18 protein-coding genes are annotated in these 19401 nt (G+C 37.9%); 7 read left to right on the top strand and 11 right to left on the bottom strand.

Features of this window, described 5'->3' with window-relative positions:
- Window positions 1-57: 57 nt before the first annotated feature.
- The 4 genes from QLG01_RS16790 to proB all read left to right on the top strand — a co-directional run bounded on the left by QLG01_RS16790 (window position 58) and on the right by proB (window position 4021).
- On the top strand, window positions 58-783 hold the full coding sequence (locus QLG01_RS16790; RefSeq protein WP_004790761.1) for a hypothetical protein: 726 nt from the start codon (window positions 58-60) through the stop codon (window positions 781-783).
- Between the two features lie 11 nt (window positions 784-794).
- Window positions 795-1469 carry a hypothetical protein gene (locus QLG01_RS16795; protein WP_005307432.1) on the top strand — a complete coding sequence of 225 codons (675 nt, stop codon included), beginning with the start codon at window positions 795-797 and terminating at the stop codon, window positions 1467-1469.
- A 182-nt stretch (window positions 1470-1651) separates the two neighbouring features.
- A complete protein-coding gene (gene cgtA, locus QLG01_RS16800; RefSeq protein ID WP_004790763.1) occupies window positions 1652-2872 on the top strand; it encodes an Obg family GTPase CgtA in 1221 nt (406 codons plus the stop codon).
- 15 nt (window positions 2873-2887) lie between these two features.
- The gene (gene proB, locus QLG01_RS16805; RefSeq protein WP_151826778.1) at window positions 2888-4021 is read left to right on the top strand and encodes a glutamate 5-kinase; all 1134 of its coding nucleotides are present in this window, start codon (window positions 2888-2890) and stop codon (window positions 4019-4021) included.
- A gap of 26 nt (window positions 4022-4047) precedes the next feature.
- Here the strand turns inward: proB and QLG01_RS16810 are convergent, their stop codons facing one another.
- Window positions 4048-4704, bottom strand: a complete 657-nt coding sequence (locus tag QLG01_RS16810; RefSeq protein ID WP_282496977.1) for an HAD-IB family hydrolase — start codon at window positions 4702-4704, stop codon at window positions 4048-4050.
- On the bottom strand, window positions 4671-5879 hold the full coding sequence (locus QLG01_RS16815; RefSeq protein WP_199944324.1) for a DUF1615 domain-containing protein: 1209 nt from the start codon (window positions 5877-5879) through the stop codon (window positions 4671-4673). The genes QLG01_RS16810 and QLG01_RS16815 overlap by 34 nt, the downstream gene beginning before the upstream one ends.
- 83 nt (window positions 5880-5962) lie before the next feature.
- Between QLG01_RS16815 and dusB the strand changes: the two genes are divergently transcribed.
- A complete protein-coding gene (gene dusB, locus QLG01_RS16820; RefSeq protein WP_005307422.1) occupies window positions 5963-6988 on the top strand; it encodes a tRNA dihydrouridine synthase DusB in 1026 nt (341 codons plus the stop codon).
- 37 nt (window positions 6989-7025) lie between these two features.
- On the opposite strand, the gene QLG01_RS16825 is transcribed toward dusB, so the two are convergent.
- Together QLG01_RS16825 and QLG01_RS16830 are read right to left on the bottom strand one after the other, a co-directional pair.
- Window positions 7026-8072, bottom strand: a complete 1047-nt coding sequence (locus tag QLG01_RS16825; protein WP_151766871.1) for a nitronate monooxygenase — start codon at window positions 8070-8072, stop codon at window positions 7026-7028.
- Between the two features lie 117 nt (window positions 8073-8189).
- On the bottom strand, window positions 8190-8891 hold the full coding sequence (locus tag QLG01_RS16830) for a VIT family protein (RefSeq protein ID WP_151766872.1): 702 nt from the start codon (window positions 8889-8891) through the stop codon (window positions 8190-8192).
- Window positions 8892-9156: 265 nt separating this feature from the next.
- On the opposite strand from QLG01_RS16830, the gene QLG01_RS16835 reads away from it, so the two are divergent.
- Window positions 9157-10374: a hypothetical protein gene (locus tag QLG01_RS16835; RefSeq protein WP_282496978.1), complete on the top strand. Its 1218-nt coding sequence runs from the start codon at window positions 9157-9159 to the stop codon at window positions 10372-10374.
- 1 nt (window position 10375) lies between these two features.
- A complete protein-coding gene (gene wecB, locus QLG01_RS16840; protein ID WP_005307411.1) occupies window positions 10376-11518 on the top strand; it encodes a UDP-N-acetylglucosamine 2-epimerase (non-hydrolyzing) in 1143 nt (380 codons plus the stop codon).
- On the opposite strand, the gene QLG01_RS16845 is transcribed toward wecB, so the two are convergent.
- The 7 genes from QLG01_RS16845 to slyD form a co-directional block, all read right to left on the bottom strand.
- Complete coding sequence (locus tag QLG01_RS16845) at window positions 11503-12423, bottom strand: hypothetical protein (protein ID WP_005307408.1); 921 nt, start codon at window positions 12421-12423, stop codon at window positions 11503-11505. The two genes, wecB and QLG01_RS16845, sit on opposite strands and share 16 nt — an antisense overlap.
- A complete protein-coding gene (locus QLG01_RS16850) occupies window positions 12401-14245 on the bottom strand; it encodes a hypothetical protein (protein ID WP_250375305.1) in 1845 nt (614 codons plus the stop codon). Before QLG01_RS16850 ends, QLG01_RS16845 begins: the two co-directional genes overlap by 23 nt.
- The gene (locus QLG01_RS16855; protein WP_005307402.1) at window positions 14246-15496 is read right to left on the bottom strand and encodes a glycosyltransferase; all 1251 of its coding nucleotides are present in this window, start codon (window positions 15494-15496) and stop codon (window positions 14246-14248) included. It lies immediately after the preceding gene.
- Entirely contained in the window at window positions 15483-16379 is an 897-nt protein-coding gene (locus tag QLG01_RS16860; protein ID WP_282496979.1) for a hypothetical protein, read from the bottom strand. The genes QLG01_RS16855 and QLG01_RS16860 overlap by 14 nt, the downstream gene beginning before the upstream one ends.
- Entirely contained in the window at window positions 16379-17122 is a 744-nt protein-coding gene (locus tag QLG01_RS16865; protein ID WP_005307396.1) for a hypothetical protein, read from the bottom strand. Before QLG01_RS16865 ends, QLG01_RS16860 begins: the two co-directional genes overlap by 1 nt.
- Window positions 17123-17314: 192 nt before the next feature.
- Complete coding sequence (locus QLG01_RS16870; RefSeq protein ID WP_282496980.1) at window positions 17315-18757, bottom strand: deoxyribodipyrimidine photo-lyase; 1443 nt, start codon at window positions 18755-18757, stop codon at window positions 17315-17317.
- 118 nt (window positions 18758-18875) lie between these two features.
- Window positions 18876-19358, bottom strand: coding sequence for a peptidylprolyl isomerase (gene slyD, locus QLG01_RS16875; protein WP_005307390.1), 483 nt, complete (start codon window positions 19356-19358; stop codon window positions 18876-18878).
- Window positions 19359-19401 lie beyond the last annotated feature (43 nt).

A 19401-nucleotide genomic window follows, 5' to 3' on the forward strand; every position in this document is an offset into this window, starting at 1 on the left:
TTGTAAATAAATGAGAATAGGAATTAAGGAAAAAAAGAAAATAGTAAGGGATAGGAATTGTCGCAGTTTAAACGTTTGTTGGTCGTTTTTATATTCATCATTATTGCCAATTTATGTGGTGTACTCATTGCAATATGGGTGTTTAAGCATTTTAATATTTACATTCCTTTGAAGAATCAAGCAGTTGCTATTGACTTGCAAGAACCTCTACAAGTTAAGGTTAAAGTACAAGATGCTTTAAACGTGGATGTAAAAGGGCGGGTAAATGCCAGTATTCCAATTGATGAGAAACTGAATATTCCATTAACCCAGACATTAACGCCACGTGTTTACTTCGATAATATGGTGCCGATTAGCACCACCATTCCTGTCAAAGAAACATTAAAAGTTGAACAGAATTTACCAATCGATACGAAGGTTCAAGTGAGGGTTTTAGGACGTGATATTACGTTACCATTAAAAGGAACAATTCCATTAAAACTTGATGTTCCGATTGATATTAATGTTCCGCTTGAGCAAAAGGTTCATTTAAAATTTGATGCGCCAGTGCGGACGGTATTAAAAGAAAATCTCCATATTCCTCTAAAAGCAAGATTGGATACTAATATTCCAATTGAGGGTAATTTGAATGTCCCTGTTAAAACAGCACTAAATGCTTCGGTTGATGTGAAAAACACATTGCCTGTGAAGATTGCAAATGGTGAGTTAAAAATTCCTCTGTCCACTATGCGATTAAATCGGGTAGTGGGTTCAGAAACATCGCAGACAACAACTGATCAATAGGGTGAATAGTAATGTTTCGTTCACTCAAGAGTATGTTGATCAGTTTTTTCTTAATGATGATCCTTGCTGCTGTTATGTTTTGGGTATATCTCAATATTCAAGCTAATTTAGTTGTTTCGGCTCATAATGCGGATATTAGTTTGCCTGACTCTTTAGAAACAAAGATTCAAGTTGGCAATACTTTACAGGTTCAATCTATTGGTAAACTTGATACAACATTAGATATAGACCGCCAACTAACTTTACCTTTAAAAGGGAAATATCTGGCAGATTTAAGTTTTGCTGTAGAGACACCAATTACAGTGAGCGTTGACTATTCAACAACTTTAAAAATTGATCAGGTTATGCCTCTTGAAACTACTACAGACCTCGTCTACCAAAGTAAATTTTTACCAAAATTTCCACTTAAGCTAGATATTCCTATCAAGCTAGATGTTCCTTTTAATTTAAAACGTAGTTATACCATTCCAGTTAAAATTGTTTTTGATGGTCCTGTTTATTTTGAATTTGATGAGCCAGTAAATTTATCTGTTAAACATCGGTTTAACCCAAGTCTACAAGTGAATGACCCTATGGAAATGGGGAATGTCTCTTCATTTAATGCGATCATGTATAATTCGGTTCCAAAAACAAAAGCAAATCTTGATATGCAAATGACCTTGCCACTGCGCAATGTGCATCCTTAAAAATTAAATAGTTATTCTGCATTTTATGTTGGGTAAAGCCCGTATTTGTAAATCTAAATTGCTTTTGATGACTTAAAGATAAAAACAGACCGTTATAAATGGGAATTGTCCCATTTTCTATTCGAGAATTTTATGAAAATATGGCAGAATAGGCGGTTTTAGAGTTTTTAGAGGATTGGCAGATGCGCTTTGTTGATGAAGCAGTCATTACCGTAGAGGCTGGCGACGGTGGCAATGGCGTAGCCAGTTTTCGCCGTGAAAAATTTGTACCATTTGGTGGCCCAGATGGTGGTGATGGCGGACGTGGTGGAAGTATCTATATTCAAGCTGATGATGATACAAGTACGCTAGTCGATTACCGTTACACACGTAAGTTCCGTGCTGAACGCGGAAAGAATGGTGCAGGTGCTAACTGTACCGGACGTGGTGGTGAAGATGTGGTTTTAAAAGTACCCGTTGGTACAACAATTGTTGATACAGATTCAGGCGATATTATTGGCGATTTGGTTGAAGATGGCCAAAGAATTCTGGTTGCAGGTGGTGGTGATGGTGGTTTGGGGAATACCCACTTTAAATCATCAACTAACCGTGCTCCGCGTAAATGTACGACAGGCATCAAAGGTGAATTTCGTGAAATTCGTCTTGAATTAAAAGTATTGGCAGATGTTGGTTTATTGGGTATGCCAAATGCTGGTAAATCAACCTTTATTCGTGCTGTAAGTGCTGCAAAACCAAAAGTAGCAGATTATCCATTTACAACCATGGTTCCAAACCTTGGCGTTGTAGATGCTGACCGTCATCGTTCATTTGTAATGGCCGATATTCCTGGTTTGATTGAAGGTGCAGCGGAAGGTGCTGGTTTGGGAATTCGTTTCCTTAAACATTTGGCACGTACGCGTATACTTTTACACATTATTGATGTGCAACCAATTGACGGTTCGGATCCTGCGCATAATGCAAAAGCAATTATGAATGAGTTAGCTAAGTTTTCTCCTACATTGGCTAAACTACCGATTGTTTTAGTACTGAATAAACTGGATCAGATTGCTGAAGAAAGTCGTGAAGAGTGGTGTCAGCATATTCTAGATGAACTAGAGTGGACTGGACCTGTCTTTAAGACATCAGGTCTATTAAGTGAAGGTACAAAAGACGTTGTGTATTACCTCATGGATCAGATTGAACAACAACGTGAACGCGAAGTTGAAGATCCTGAATATGCAGCAGAAGTAAGAGCTTTCCGTGAACAACTAGAAGTTGAAACACGTGAACAAACCATTGCGGCAAAAGAAGCATATCGTGCTATGCGTCGAGCACAACGTCTGGAAGGCATGTTGGGCGATGATGATGATTTTGACGATGATGAAGACGACAATGATGTAGAAAGCATCTACGTTCGTGACTAAAAAACCGAGGAAAACATGATAGAAGTGGTCGATGGGCAACGTCAGCTCAGTGAGTGTAAACGAATCGTTGTTAAAATCGGATCATCTTTACTCACAGCCAATGGGCAAGGTTTAGATTTGAATGCTATTTCGCATTGGGCGAAACAGATTGCAGATCTACACGATGCCGGACACGAAATTATTTTAGTGTCTTCTGGAGCTGTGGCTGAAGGTATGGTTCGTATGAAGCTTGCAAGTCGACCCACCGATCTACCCAGTCTACAAGCCTGTGCTGCAATTGGGCAGATGGGTTTAATTCATACTTGGTCTAGTGTACTTGAAGAACATGGCATTCGTACTGCTCAGGTTTTACTCACTCATGATGATTTAGCAGACCGCCGTCGTTATTTAAACTCATGTGATGCTTTGCAAAACTTGATTGATTGGCGTGTAATTCCGGTTATTAATGAAAATGACACGGTATCTACCGACGAGATTCGCTTTGGTGATAACGATACTTTAGCTGCGATGGTTGCAGGTCAGGTTCATGCAGAATTGTTGATTATTTTAACTGATCAGCAGGGTATGTTTGACTCAGATCCGCGTCACAACCCCGATGCGAAATTACTCTCTACTGTTCGTGCCATGGATGATGTTTTATTCGAAATGGCTGGCGGTGGCGGTGTGCTTGGCAGAGGTGGTATGGTGACTAAGGTTCGTGCCGCACGTTTAGCTGCTAAGTCTGGTTGTCCAACACTCATTGCGAGTGGTGAAAGTGATAATGTCTTGTCACGTGCGATGGCAGGTGAAATGCTAGGTACGTTGTTTACTACAGATAAAGACCGTATGACTGCTCATCAACAATGGCTCGCTGCTCATTTACAAACGGCAGGCCGTCTTGTAATTGATGATGGTGCTGTTGAAGCGATTAAATTAAAACATCGCAGTTTGCTCCCTGTTGGAGTTAAAACTGTTGAAGGACATTTTGATCGTGGCGATGTGGTTGAATGTGTAGATAAACAAGGTAAACGTATTGCAGTAGGTCGAGTGAATTTCAGTTCACGATCTGCTGAAATTATTAAAGGCTTAGCCTCAGATAAGGTTTATCAAGTGTTAGGTGAAGCTCGTTCACTTGAAATGATTCATCGCGATCATATGGCAATTTATTAAGTTATGTCTAAATAAAAAAGCTCGCTTTATGCGAGCTTTTTTTCTGGTGTTAAACTAGGTAGCACACGGTCTTCACCCACCATATAGGGGTGTGTCGCGAGACTGAGCATATCTAGGTCTTCTGAGCTATTACCATACGCATAAACTTGATGGTAATGCTGGAGCGTATATTGCTGATGTATTCTTAACTTCTTTTGTTCACTACTACAATCTGGGGTGGAGTAGTAACCTGTCATCATGCCGTTTTTAATTTGAGTTTCAGTACAAATTAATTCGATATTCAGTAGTTTGCAAAGTGGGGCAAGGTAGACATCAATTGAAGCTGAAACCAGTACCACTCGATCACCACGTAACTGATGGTGTTGTAACTGTGCGAAAAGTTCAGGTGAAAGCGAAGAGACTAAATCTTGAGCATATTCTTCACCTAATCTTTGCAGCTCAATTGCAGGGGTATTTTTGAACATGCTACGAAATAACTTGGCACGCATAGCATGGGCTGGATAAAAGTTAAGATAGTAGGCTTGAATCCATGGCAGGATTTTCAAACCTTGTTTAACAATATGGCGCTTAGACAAAGCATAAAAGATGAACCCTGTAAAACTATCTTTACTACACAAGGTTCCATCAAAATCGAACAGGGCGAGACTTTTTATAGTCTTATGCGTTTCGCTCGTTGCATACATGATTCATATCGTCCGTTTACGCGGGTTGCATACCAGTTGGTATTATAGTCACGACTTAATTTTGGCCCAGAAATGACCACTTGTGGCATCATTGCATAGATAGGGTCTTTACCTGTCTTTGCTTTATAAAGTTTCGTCAGAGCAATATAGGTTTGAGTACTTTCAAACTTTTTCTCTTTTTCTAATTTAAGATCATCACGAATTTGTCGTGGGGTAACCAATACATTATTTTTTGCAAATACAGTAATCAGTTCTTTTTCTGACTGGCTTTGAGTCGGGCGTGGATCACCATCTTTTGTGTAAAGAAGCAGATCTCCATCAAGACTGATTTCAGTATCTGTTAGGTCATTTAACATGCTTTGAAAAGCAGCATTACGGCTAGAATACATACCTGAGTTATAGTCTGCAAATCGATAAATGGCTTTATCATAGTCTGCTGGATAAACCATTAAACGATGAATACCATAATATAAACCGCCATATTCAGTATATAAGTCATCACGAAGTGCAGCAGTATTCATGCTTGAGCGTTTATTAGCTTTCGCATAGTTAATATGAACTTGCATAGAACCCAAAGTCGTAATAGGGTTCATTTTCTCACCAATATCTTGTCCAACTAATTTGGCCGCACCTGTTAATGCACTCACATGGTAATGCTTAGCCATAAAATCGAAAATTTCTCGGTAAAGTAAATCGAGGTCTTTCTCGGTTTTAACCTTACGCATTTGGCTCATATAGTTGTTATCGGGAGAAGGCTGAGTTCTTAGCACTTCTTCAAAATAACCCGCAATTGTTCCACCAATGGTTTTGCCAAGCTTATCTTCAAACTTTTCATTTAAACGTGTGCTGACTTCTTCAACTGCTTTTTGGCCTAAACCCGGTACTTGAGGGTTGGCAACAAAGTTAGATTCTTGATCTACTACAGCCACAATACTACAGACATTTTTCTTGGTTTTAGGAATATCCAAGTCTTTCATAATGTCATCAATATCTTTAGCCCATGATTCACGATCATGCACACGCGATGGAATTAACTTTTTAATCTGTTGGCTTTCTAATTCAGGCTCATCATTATTTGACCACCAAGCTTTATCTCCACAAGCAGCTAAACTCATGCACACGGCAACCATACCGAATGATTTTAATAAAAAACGGGAAGACAACGGTTTGTTCATGGCGAGGAAAGCACCTGCATAAAAAGATGAGCCGATTAAGCGGATGAAGTATACTATGTTGATCATCAATTGTATGAATATATATGTATATTGGTCCCTATCAACTGTCAAATAATTTAATCGTTGCTCCAATGGCTGGGGTCACTGACCGTCCATTTAGAACGCTCTGCAAGTATTTTGGCGCAGGCCATGCAGTCAGTGAAATGATGACTGCCGATAAGACTTTGCGGATGAGCAAAAAGAGCCTCTACCGTGCAAATTTTGACGGCGAACTCGCTCCAATTTCTGCTCAAATTGCAGGTTCTGATCCTGAGCAATTAGCAGAAGCTGCACGTTATCAAGTGGCAAATGGCGCACAAATTGTTGATATCAATATGGGATGTCCAGCCAAAAAAGTATGTAACAAACTTGCTGGTTCAGCATTATTACAAGATGAAGATTTAGTGGCACGAATTCTTGATGCAGTGGTTACTGCTGTTGAGGTTCCTGTGACATTAAAAACCCGTTTGGGCTTTTTAAATGGTCAAGAAAATATTTTAAGAGTCGCAAAAAGAGCAGAAGAAGCGGGAATTGCTGCATTGGCTTTACATGGTCGCACCCGTGAAGACATGTATTTAAATACAGCACGTTATGATTTGATCAAACATGTCAAAGAGTTAATCAATATTCCACTTATTGCAAACGGTGATATTGATAGTCCTGAAAAGGCAAAATATGTGCTCGATTATACAGGTGCTGATGCAATCATGATTGGTCGTGCTGCCCAAGGTCGACCATGGATTTTCCGTGAAATTGCTCATTATTTAAAAACTGGAGAGCACTTAGCTGCACCTAATATTGAAGAGGTGCAGCATGTACTACTTGGGCATTTATCAGAACTTTATCAATTTTATGGTGAATATTCTGGATGTCGTATTGCCCGTAAACATATTGCTTGGTACACAAAAGGATTACGCTCAAGTAACGAATTTCGCCAAAATATGTATAAAGTTGAAAGTACTGCTGAACAAGCATTAGTGGTCGAAAACTATTTTAATCAGTTATTAGCTGAAGGCAATTTGATGAGTGATGTGCAAGTTGAACAGGTTAACTTATTAGAAACTCATTAAAGAAAAAGCCAGTAAATGTTTACTGGCTTTTTTAAATTTACTCATCTTCTAGCATTTCTACCACTAACTGATTAACTAAATCGGCAGCAGCTAATTCACGTATTTGTGAGACATTACTACCCGCCCAAAAAGCACCGAAGCCATAGTCTTTATTTTTGCTTGCAATTGCATTGAGTTGCTTAGCCAAATCATAAGTATATGGATATTCTGGTTGAGGAGGGCGATTAGGTAAATCAATTTGTGTATGCCAATGGTTGAGCAATCCACGGGCCGGACGTCCAGAAAGACTGGCACTAATTTGCGTCACAGGCTCATTAAATAAAGCTTTACGGTACTCGGCAGATGCATTTGAAGATGGACATTGAACGAAAGCAGTTCCGAGTTGAACAGCTGTAGCTCCCAAGCTCAACATATGTCGTGCTTGTGCACCGTTCATAATACCACCAGCGGCTACCACAGGTCGTTTGCAATGTTTGACAATAAGATGTACTAAATCACTTGTTTTAATTGCTGCATCAAAAGTCTTATTAAAGATTCCTCGGTGTCCGCCTGCTTCAATCCCTTGAGCAATAATAATATCAATACCAGCCGCTTCAATGGCTTGTGCTTCAACTAAATTAGTAGCAGAAACCATAGTGATAATTCCGGCATCTTTTAATGCCTGAATTTGATGGGGATGGGGAATGCCAAAATGAAAACTTACAGCTTTAGGTTTAGTTTCTAATACGACATTTAGAAAATCATCGTTATCAAGAAAACTTGGATAAATACAGTTTAAGCTTTGAGGAGGCTGTTCTCCGAACTTTTCAAACTGTGGCCGTAAATATTCAATCCATTGTGCTGAGGTTTGAGGGTTAAGTTGTTCGGGCTGATGGCAGAAAAAATTAACCTGAAATGATTTTTCTGTAAGTGTTTGAGTTTTTAAAATTTGTTCTCGAGCACTTTGCGCCGTATTTGCTCCAAGTCCTAATGACCCAAGACCACCCTGATTAGAAACTTCTGCAGCAAGTTCAGGGGTAGATACACCCGCCATAGGGGCAAGAAAAATAGGATGCTTAATTTCAAGTTGTTGTAACAGGGTCATTTTATTCACCTCATTTCTTTCTCTTCACCATAACGTGAAATCAGAACCAAGAGCAAATAATATTGGGCATTTAGTTTTTAAATATTTATTTCTTAAATATTTAAAAGTTCTGGTTTTTTAAAGTGGAGTAACATGAAACAAAGATCCGATCCAGCTTGAAAAAGCCATCGCTAAAATTCCCCACAAGGTAATGCGTAAACTTCCTTTCAGTTTCGAAGTACCTGCGAAATGACTTGATAACGCTCCTAAAAAAGCTAATGAAATAATGCCAAATATTAAAACTGTTTTTTCGATCCATATATCAGGGCTGAGTGAAATAGCGAGCATAGGAAACAATGCCCCAAATGAAAATGAGCCAGCTGAAGCTAATGCGGCTTGAACAGGATTTGCTGCTGTATTTTCATGAATACCAATTTCATCACGTGCGTGAGCACCTAAGGCATCATGATTTGTAAGTTCAGTCGCAACTTGTCGAGCTAAATCTGGTGCTAAGCCTCTGGCTATATAAATTTGGGTGAGCTCATCCAACTCACGCTGCGGATGCTTTTTGAGTTCTTGTGCCTCAAATTTTAAGTCTGCTTTTTCAATATCTTCTTGTGATTTTACAGAAATATATTCTCCGGCTGCCATAGAGGTTGCGCCAGAAATTAAACCAGCAATACAGGTAATAAGAAGCGTATGAGCAGTGGCTCCACTTGCAGCCATTCCCATGATTAGACTAGTAACAGAAATAATTCCATCATTAGCGCCTAAAACGGCTGCCCTTAACCAACCTGAGCGGTGAATAAAATGATGTTCTGGATGTTGGGAAAAGGACATGACTTTACCTTTTTTAGTTATAAATTTTTATCTTATCCTATAAGATTATTTACAATAATACGATTAAAAAATGTGTCATTATAGGAAAAACAATCAGATAACTACTTTTTAAAACATAATATAAAAGGAGATAAAATGAACAATTTATGGAATCTAGCCTACTTACAAAATAGTGTAATTTATAAGTTTAATTATAATATTTATTGATTAAATTTTAATCTTACTTCTACGCAAACATTCTATCCACTTTACTCTAGAGGTCTCAATGAATAACAAAACAATAAAATCTCTAACCCGTTCCCTCATCGTTATTGGTTCGATCTGTCCAGCTTTAGGCCTCTTAAGCATAGAGACTACATTTGCCCAAGAGATTGTGAATCAAGAATATAAACCAGGTAATCCGATTTATGATAAATGGGACCAATTTTATAAAATTGAGAAGACTCAACCGGAAAATGCCGAGAAGTTATTATTAGAGCTCGGCGAAATGACACCTCAAGATATTAAAGTATGGAAAAGTTTAACTTATTTGCAGATTAGAATAGGCAAACAAGAAGCAGCTTTGCAAAGTTTAAGAAAAGCAGAGGCATTATACCCAGCAGACGATAATTTAAAACTTCAAGAAGCCTATTTACTTAACTCTCAAAAAAATAATAAAGAAGCTTTGGTAGTTTTTAAGGAGCTTACGCAATCTAAAGATACCGATATTGCCAATAAGGCGACACAGGCCGTAAAGAATTTAAGTGGAGGGGAAGTCAAAACTTATTTCCGTGATGTGTATTTTGCACCTTCATATGAGTCACGTTACGACGATGTGATTTTTCCACTTAAAGCTCGCTATGGTAAGAATCTTGATAATGGTCGAGCACAAGTGTATGGCTTTTTAAACCTAAACCGTGATACCCAATCTCAGGGCGGGGTACGACCTGAAATTATTGATGAAAATGCAGTAACTCTAGGTGTGGGCGCTAATTATCAACCTTGGACATCTATACCTGTGCGCATGTATTTAGAAGTAGGGGGAAGTTACGATCTGATTGATCGAAATAGAGATAAATTTCGTGAAAGTGTTGTCGGTGGGGTGACAGGTTATCAAGAGTGGTATTCTCAAAATAATTGTAATCATTCACTTTGCTTTAATGATTACTTCACTGATTTATATGGTAATGCAGCAACTTATTCTAGAGAAGATTATAACGTTATTGGCGATTTACGCTTACGTACGGGTTTGAATGTCTATAGAGGTGAGAACGGAACTGTACAGGCTTATTTGAAATTGCATGGCTTAGCTGACAGTAAAGATGAGTATTACAACAATTTATTTGAATATGGCCCCGGCATTTCATGGCAGCCTTTTAATTATCAGCCGATAAAACTACGTGTTGAGCGACTATATGGCAATTACTTTAAAGATGTGCCAGTAAATACAAAAGATCATTACAACAATACCCGAGTGGAACTCGTCTTTTATAAGGATTTCTAAAATGAAGAAAATTTTTATATCTATTGTATTTGGAACTCGTCCTGAATTAATCAAACTTGCCCCTGTTATTTTATTGGCAAAGCAAGATCCTCGTTTTCAAGTTGAGGTGATTTTTACTGGTCAACACGATGAATTAGTAAGAGATGCGATAGATTTCTTTGGGGTTGAAATTGACCATCGTCTTAAAATTATGAATGCGGGACAAAGTTTAAATCAGCTACTCATACACGGTTTGAGCCAAATCGAGAATGTATACACTGATGGGCAAAAAAGAGATGCAATTGTTATTCAAGGAGATACAACAACTGTTTTAGCAGCTGGCTTAGTCGCGTTTTCAATGAAAGTTCCTGTGGCACATGTCGAAGCTGGTTTACGTTCTTATGATTTGGATCATCCTTTTCCAGAAGAGGGAAATCGTCAGTTAGTGTCACGTATTACCAAATGGCATTTTGCTCCGACAGAACAATCAAAAAGAAATTTACTCAATGAGCAAATTCCATTAGAACTCATTACAGTTACAGGTAATACAGTTGTTGATGCAGTGTATTTAGGACGTAAATTAATTTCTGAAAAATCTGATTTGAAGAACCAGCTTGAACCTTATGGAATTCAATTAAAGCAAGATGATAAAGTTGTGCTTATTACTGCGCATCGTCGTGAAAACTTTGGCGGGGGAATTCAAAATATTTGTAATGCCGTTGAGCACTTAGCCCATGACCATCCTGATTTACATTTTATTTGGCCAGTCCATTTAAACCCAGCAGTACATGATGTGGTTCATGATAAGTTTAAAGACCATCCGCAAATCCATCTAGTTAAACCATTAGACTATCCTAGTTTATTGGCAGTCATAGACCGATCTACTTTTATTTTGACGGACTCAGGTGGTTTACAAGAAGAGAGTCCATCATTTAATAAGCCAGTTTTAATCTTACGAGATACCACAGAACGACCTGAAGTTGTTGAAGTGGGAGCAGGCGTTTTGGTGGGAACGAATCAACAAAAAATTATTGAAGAAGCTGAAAAGTTACTCACCGACCGACAGCACTATGAAAAAATGGCACATGTAGAAAACCCATTTGGTGACGGGCAAGCAGCTCAACGTATTCTAGATCAAATTGCTAAATCTTATGAATTGGCATAATGATGAGTTAAGAATTTCTTCTCACTTATGGCTTTATTAACACCACCATAAGTGAGGCGATACCACAAGCTCACTATATTGACGCACCAGCGGCTCATGTAATGAGGACCATCAAAAATATAGACAGTTTTTCCTTCATATGCTTTTAGCTGAGAAATAATTTCCCAAGGATATGCGGCTCTAAATTGCCCATTCTTTTTAACTCTAAAGGCTTCGAGTACTATAATTACTTTATCTTTTCCAAGCTTTTGTTCAAGTTGATCTAAAATATGTTTAGCTTGCTGAGGAGAACGTACACCTACGCCAACTCCGTCTTGGAAGAAAACGCCGTTATGTTCTGGTAACCAGCTTTTAACCCATAAATCGTAATGTTCGGGTTCGGTTTCACCACTATAAATACTCACCCAAACTGGTACTGGAAGTTTAGTTAAAACCTGACCTAAAGCACTTACTCTTAACCAAGTCGGATCTGCTTCCACTGGGAAATAATAACCTTTAGGTGCAGTTTTTTGCTCTTTTATAATTTCAGCAGATTTTTCCCCTAACTCAGTGACATTTGCCCGAGCTTTAGGTTCATTATATTCGCCGGCTAAACCCAATATTAGATTTTTAGCCCAAGGCTCTTGTTTAATTTTTTCTAAATTAATTGCTTTTTCCCATTGAGGAAAATTTGATTCTTTCCACCATGATTTAGACTCAACAACAGACCATTGGGGAACAAATGTATCAACACCTAAATAGTGCCAGTTTCCCTCTGGTGGAGTCGTGTTATTGTCGGGCTGCCAGAAAATTCCTTCAATATGTGGGGCTTGTCCTTGATGTTTGAACAACCCCGCATAAGCGATAACACTACAAATAATTAAAATAATAAAAGCAGCTATTTTAATTGGTATCTGTTTTTTCATTATTTCGTCTTAACCAGTACCACAAGAAGATAATTATTATCATGATTGCAGAGATAATCACAACTAATAAGAAGAAAGAAGATTGTTGAACTAAAGGTGCTTTTTGATTTCCGACAATAAGTTTTTGTAAAACATAAATATTTCCATTTTCTGAAACGAGCATTTTTGTCACGTTATTTGGAATTTTATGTTGTATTTTTTCCCAAAGGTGCATGAAAGCTTGTGCACCGCCTTGTGAGTCGGTAATCACATCAAAGCGGTTATTGTTATAACTGACAATGAAACCATTTTGGGCAGCAGGCGCATAAATAATATCTTGATGCATTAATACCTGTTGTTGATAAATATCTTTATTCACACGAACATTTATTGCTTGTGGTGCATTTGGCGAATACCGGACTAGGTTAAGTGGCATTGGTCCTTGTGTTAAAAGCATTTTTTTCGCAGTTTGGCCTAATACAATCGCGATATTTAACGCACCAGATTGATCATCAATTGCAATTGTCGGAGTCGTTGCTAAAGTCATTGAAATTGCGGCTACACCATTTTTTAGTTTATGAGGTAGCTTTAGAGTAGATTTAGCTGTATCAATCCAGAGCGAACCATGTGCAGTGGGTAAACACTGTGAATTAGCAATGACTGAGTTTTCTAGCTTTAAATTAAAATTGGTCGTATTAGAAATAGCTTTGGCAAAAATGTTGAATTGTCGGTTGACGGGATCGGAAGCAAGGTCGGCTGTTTTCATGCTGCCTGCGAGTCCGCCATCAATCCAAGCCGTAATATTTGAACCTTGCAATAAACCACTTTGAATACGTAGTGCAATTTGCCCTTGCAAGATATCGGTTGGTTGCCATACTGCTGGGAAATCAAGGAATAAGTTCTTTTCAGCGTGATTTAATCTGAAGTCCTCAATGCCTAAGTCTGCAAGTGTATTGATTTTTTTAAATTGTGCCCAAGTTGGAGTGGAGATCGTTGTGGGGAAAATTGCACTTCCTGTATCAAGTTGCTCTACATACGAGGGGTTGATTAGTCCATTTATGGCAGCAGTGAGTTCTTGTGGTGTGTGATAAGTAATTGAAAGAGTAGCTACTCCATCTGCTGGTTTTGCAATTTGTACGAATGCTCCCCCTTTGAGTGGCGTAGCTGAGTGAATCACTTCAATAATGAAATTTGTTTCATCATTTAAATTAGTTTGTCCTGAATCAACCCATTCAATTGGTGTGATTGAAGTCCATGAACTTGCTAATCTAGCGAGCATAGAAGCTTCTATAATCTCTTTACGGTTATATTTTAAAATACCAACAAATGGAGTAGGCCGTCTAGCTTGTGGATTAGCTAAAGCATCTGGTAAGTCTTTTAAACGGTATATATTACGGATAGGCGTAAAGTCGAGTTGGGAATTGCTTAAATAAGTTAAGTGATCAATATCTTCTGTACAGAATGTTTCTTTTGTTTGATTCAGCGTAGTCGGTTTAGCATACTGTTGAATAATAAAATCTAAACGATGAAAGCCACTCTGACTTGCTGGGATATCAAATTTGAATTGACCATCACCACTCAGCGTAGTGTTATAAATGAGTTTATCATCATATTTTACGAGTAAAGTTGTATCACTTTCAGTGGAATAATCACTTGAAAATTGAATGTTTTGCCACTGGGCACCTTTTCCAATATAGAAAAAATGAGGCTCGACCGTATATTTAGTTGAAGTACTAATATCGTCGAGTTTCCATATGTACGCATGAGCAGACATGGCGAGCATAAGACTGGTGCTGGCAAGGAGCACTTGAGCTGTTTTGTAGAGATCAAAAGTCTTTTTCATTTATTTTTTCTCCTTGCTACGTTCCGTTTTGTACCATTGAAGGGAGTTGCCCTGTATTTTATTTTTAAGCATGTCATATGCGGCTTTAAAAACAATAAATAGAAATATTTGTGAGTAACTTACATAAGATAAAACAGAGTAAAAATAGAGTTCTGGTTTAACTTTTTCGAGTGAAAGGGTAAACCACATTTGTGCGACATATAGGCAAAACGAGAGGCCCCACAGTAATGTAAAGGGGCCTGGAACTGAAATGCCTGCGATACCTAGTAACCCAAGCGTCAAGGTAATATGACTCCAGAATAAAGCAGGTACGAAAAGTATGTAGCACATAATGTTATTTAGAATTTCAATTCCAATAGGAAATGGGGTTCTTAACGCTACGGGTAAATATTTACGAGTCACATAAAAATTACCCTGAGTCCAACGTGAGCGCTGCTTAACAAACACACTTAATGATGGCGGATCTTGTTGCCAACCAATTGCGTAGGGAACCCATTTAATTCGTTTTTGACCGATAAAAATTCGGAAGCTCATTTCAGTGTCATCGACCAATGACTTCTCATCAAAACCACCCAAGGTTTCTAAAGCATCACGCCAAATGACATAGTTGGTACCCATTAATGTCGATAGCTCAAAACGTTGCCAACGCCCACCTTGGAAAATCCATTGGAAAAAGATGAATTCAATGGCAATAAATCGAGTCAGAATACTATCTTGCCAATTACGGGTTCTTACTTTGCCATTTACAGCCACTAATTTTTTATCTGCAAGTAGTGTTTGAGCTAATAACCTTACGCAGTCGGGTTCAGGTGTACTATCTGCGTCATAAACAACAATGAGTTCACCTTTGGCATGAGGTAGACCATTATTTAGTGTCCTAGATTTACCTTTGCCTCCCATCCCTTTAGGAACATTGACAATTTTTATGCAAGGATAAATCTGCGCTAGATTTTCGGCGATTTCTAGGGTGTTATCTTTAGAACCATCATTAATCAGCAAAACTTCATATGCTTCGGCTGGATAATCCTGTTGCGCGATTGCATGTAAAGTATCTTCAATGACTACGCCTTCATTATAGGCAGGAATCAAAACACTCAAAACGGGCCATCTATCGGGTACGGGTAAGTTCTGCAATTCTTTTTCTGCTGTTTTTGAGTATTTCCAAGCCTGATAACTTAGCCATGCCCAAAATGCTTGAGGAATCCAGATGCCTAAAAAACCAAATAGGAAGAGAATATCAATGGGAGCCATTTGATTTAACCCTCCTAATGATAGATGAGATCAGCAATAACAATAAAATCACCCCGACGACCAAGGAGATCCAAGAAATATAGCTGCCGAAAGTACCAAGTAGGTCAGGATAGGTTGTGGTTAAAATAAGATCGAGTGGAACTACGACTGTGCTTAAACCAATAAAAACATACCCAATAAAACTAGTGTTTACATGTTCTGGGGTGCTTATGTATTTAATATTATTAAATTTCCATGAAATGCCGAGTTGAGGATATCGAATATTTGTGGTCGGAAGATCAGCAGGAGGGTTAATAATAATTTCATAACCAGAAACATGACCATTAAAATTTTTGGCTGAATAAAATAAGTGCTGCTTTTGTTTAATCTCTCTGGAGGGTAGCGGAAGTTCCTTTGGATTAAACTGAACAATATAGCTACCAGCCGTCTGGGAAATTAAATTTTCATCCCAACCTGTTGAAACAAAAGCAGCCATAGGCCGTAAGCCAATTGCAGTTGAAAATGTAGCTTTGGCGGCAAAATATTGAGGTTGTTCAGATTTAAAAAGTACAATCGGAATAGCACCTTGGCTCACTGCTTCTTTTAATAAGAAATAGTGAGAAAAGCTAAAAACTTCATCTGGTAATATGATGCCTGGCTTTATTCCTTTATGAATAAGTCCTTGAAAGCTATCGGAACTGATTTGATCAATTGTAAAAATAGGCCACCATGTGTCCTGTGACGGGAAAAACATGGAAAGGTCATTCATGCTCTGAACTTCAGTTTTTGTTTGTTCAGATTTAATTTCACAATGATAATATTGACGATAGAACTGCTGCAAAGTGCCATCTGGATATTGACTAGAGGCGATAATAATTCCACAAATATTAAGAAGATTAGACATTAAGTAATCTCCTCTTCAGGTGGAATCTGAATAACTTTATATTCGACTTCAAGCCGCAAAGTCATAATTTCTCTTAGCTTTTTAATAAATTCAGGTTCTTCTTCTGTTTTTTGTTTACGAATAACAATACTGTATATCGTTTCTAGATCATCATCAGCAAACTGGAAAACAATTTCTTGCGGGTGATGCTGGCTCAAAATTTTAATCATTTCATTTTGAGTTGTTTTCCATACATCATCACCTAACATTTCTTTAATTAAGCTTCGGTTGAGAATCCTGATTTCAAAGACTTCATAGTCTTGTATGTGGTGATGATCAAGAAGTTTAAAGAAACTACGTTGAAAATACTTAAGTGCGCTAAGCGGGAAAATATCACGGCGATAATTTCGATCATAACTTTGTATATCACGATATTTTTGGACGTTAATTTCAATATTGTGGCGTACAGCACTAAGAAAAAGAGGAATAAGAGGGATAATAAAAAGTAAAAGGAGCTGACGTTCAATATGTGTTTGTGCGCCTAGGTCAAGCAGAAAATATACTGCAACACCTATAAATGCGAGTAAACCAACAATTAAAGATGCGCCGACTTCTAAAAAAGCACCAGAAATTAAAAGAATAAGAATAAAAATCCAGCTTCCTCTAAAACTTACCGGCAGCCACTCATATGCCACCATCCCCATAAATAGATGAGCTGCGATAATCCATAAGACGAGTGTTCTTCCCGGGTTCTTTTGCTGCATGCGACCTCTGGCTACCTTTTTTGTAATGTTAATTTTTATACTTTTATAATGAGCTGTGATGCTTTTTGAATTTATTGTTGTGTTTGTCCTTTTATAAATCCTTTTAGTATTATTTTTAGAGTAAAGTCACAATATAGTCAAATTTCTCGTATTTTTTTAATCAAAAATAAACAGATAAGACGCAAGTCTTATCTAAATACTCTTGAAAGTTTCAATTGCTTTCATACGAGTTTCTTTCAAATCAACAATTGGTTTCGGATAATTCAACTGAAGTGGAGTCTTACTTGAGTAGGGTTCATGAATCACTTTATTGTCTAGATGGGCTAACTCATCCACCCATTGACGAATATAGTCTCCGTTTGGATCAAATTTCTTAGACTGAGCAATAGGGTTAAAAATTCGGAAATAGGGGACAGCATCAGTTCCGGTTGATGCACACCATTGCCAACCACCATTATTCGCTGCTAAATCACCATCGATTAAGTGTTCCATAAACCATTGTTCACCTATTCGCCAATCGATGAGTAGGTTTTTACATAAAAACATAGCGGTAATCATGCGTACTCGATTATGCATCCATCCTGTTTTTTGTAGCTGACGCATGCCCGCATCAATAATCGGTATACCTGTTTGGCCAGTTTGCCATGCGATTAGGTGCTCTGGATTATGATTCCACTTAATTTTCTGAGTATCTTTTTTAAACGGAATGTGTTTAGAAACATGTGGAAAATCAAATAAAATATGCTGATAAAACTCTCTCCAAAGCAGTTCATCTAACCAAGTCTGCTGACCTTCGTTTGCCAGATGGAAGTTGCCATGTTCAGCTCGGAAAAGGGCTTGTAAACATTGACGAATAGACAAAATTCCAAGATTTAAATAGGGGGAAAGTTGGCTAGTTCCTTTTACATTTGGAAAGTCACGTTCTAATTTATAATCAGATAAATGATCTTCAATAAATATGTAGAGCTGCTCCAGAGCAAAATCTTCTCCAGTCGGCCACAAGTTTTGTTGCTCTTTAGAAATAGATGAGTCAAAAAAAGCTTCGATATCTTCTAGACTTAAACTTTTTATATTTGAATCAGACTCTGGGTTAGATTTTTGCTTTTCAGGAATTGGATAGCACTGAGGCAAACCACTGATATCTAGTTTCGAATAACATGCTTTTTTAAATGCGCCGAAAACTTGATATGGTTGCTGTGACTGGTTGCGAATAGAACGTAAAGGAAAAATCGTACGGTCATGAAATAAAAAAAGTTCTTTACCTTGTTGATTTAAAGCCTGCTGTACAGTTTTATCTCTTTTTAACTCATTCACACCTACTTCTATATTTGAGTAAACATTTTCGATATGAAGTTGATGTGTGAGTTGGCAAATATAATCTGCAATATCTTTCCAGTAGGGAATCACTTGAATAATAAGTGGAATATTAAGCTGTTCTAATTCTTTTTTAAGTTGTTGAAGCTGATGTAAATAGAAATTAATTTTTATAGTTGCATCGTGATGTATTTTCCATTGTTCAGGCGACAAAATAACTAACCCAATTGAAGGTCCTTGCTGGCAAGCATGCCATAAAGCAGCATGGTCTCGAACTCTCAAATCCTGACGAAACCAAATCAGCTGATTTACGTTTGACATGAAAGATACCCTTATAAAGTTGAGTGAGTTAGAGGTTTATTATCAAGATATTATATAAAAATAAATACATAAAAAAAGCAAAGCCGAAGCTTTGCTCTTATCTTCATCTAAAGATGAATTAGTGGTGGTGACCACCTGCACCGTGTACGTGACCGTGATCTAATTCTTCTTCAGAAGCTTCACGGATTTCTACGATTTCAACTTCAAAAGTTAAATCTTGACCAGCAAGTGGGAAGTTAGCATCTACAACAACGTTGTCGCCTTCAACAGCTTTAACAGTTACGATCTGAACGCCGTCATCTGTTTGAGCTTGGAATTGCATACCAGGTTGAATGTTTTCAACACCTTGGAACATTTGAGCTGGAACTTCTTGTACTAGGTCTGGGTTGTATTCGCCATAACCTTCAGCTGCTGGTACATTAACAGTAAATTTGTCACCAACAGTTTTACCTTCTAATGCATTTTCAAGACCAGGAATGATATTGCCTGCACCGTGCAAATAGGCAAGTGGTTCGCCTTGAGATTGATCAAGTGTTTCACCCTCAGCGTTTGTTAATTTGTAGTGGAATGAAACCACGTGGTTATTTGCAATAGCAGTCATGTTTTTGATCCATTCAATCAATTAAAGCGTACATCATAAAGTG

The organism is Acinetobacter sp. V89_4 (genome assembly GCF_029967875.1).
Classification (GTDB): domain Bacteria; phylum Pseudomonadota; class Gammaproteobacteria; order Pseudomonadales; family Moraxellaceae; genus Acinetobacter; species Acinetobacter oleivorans.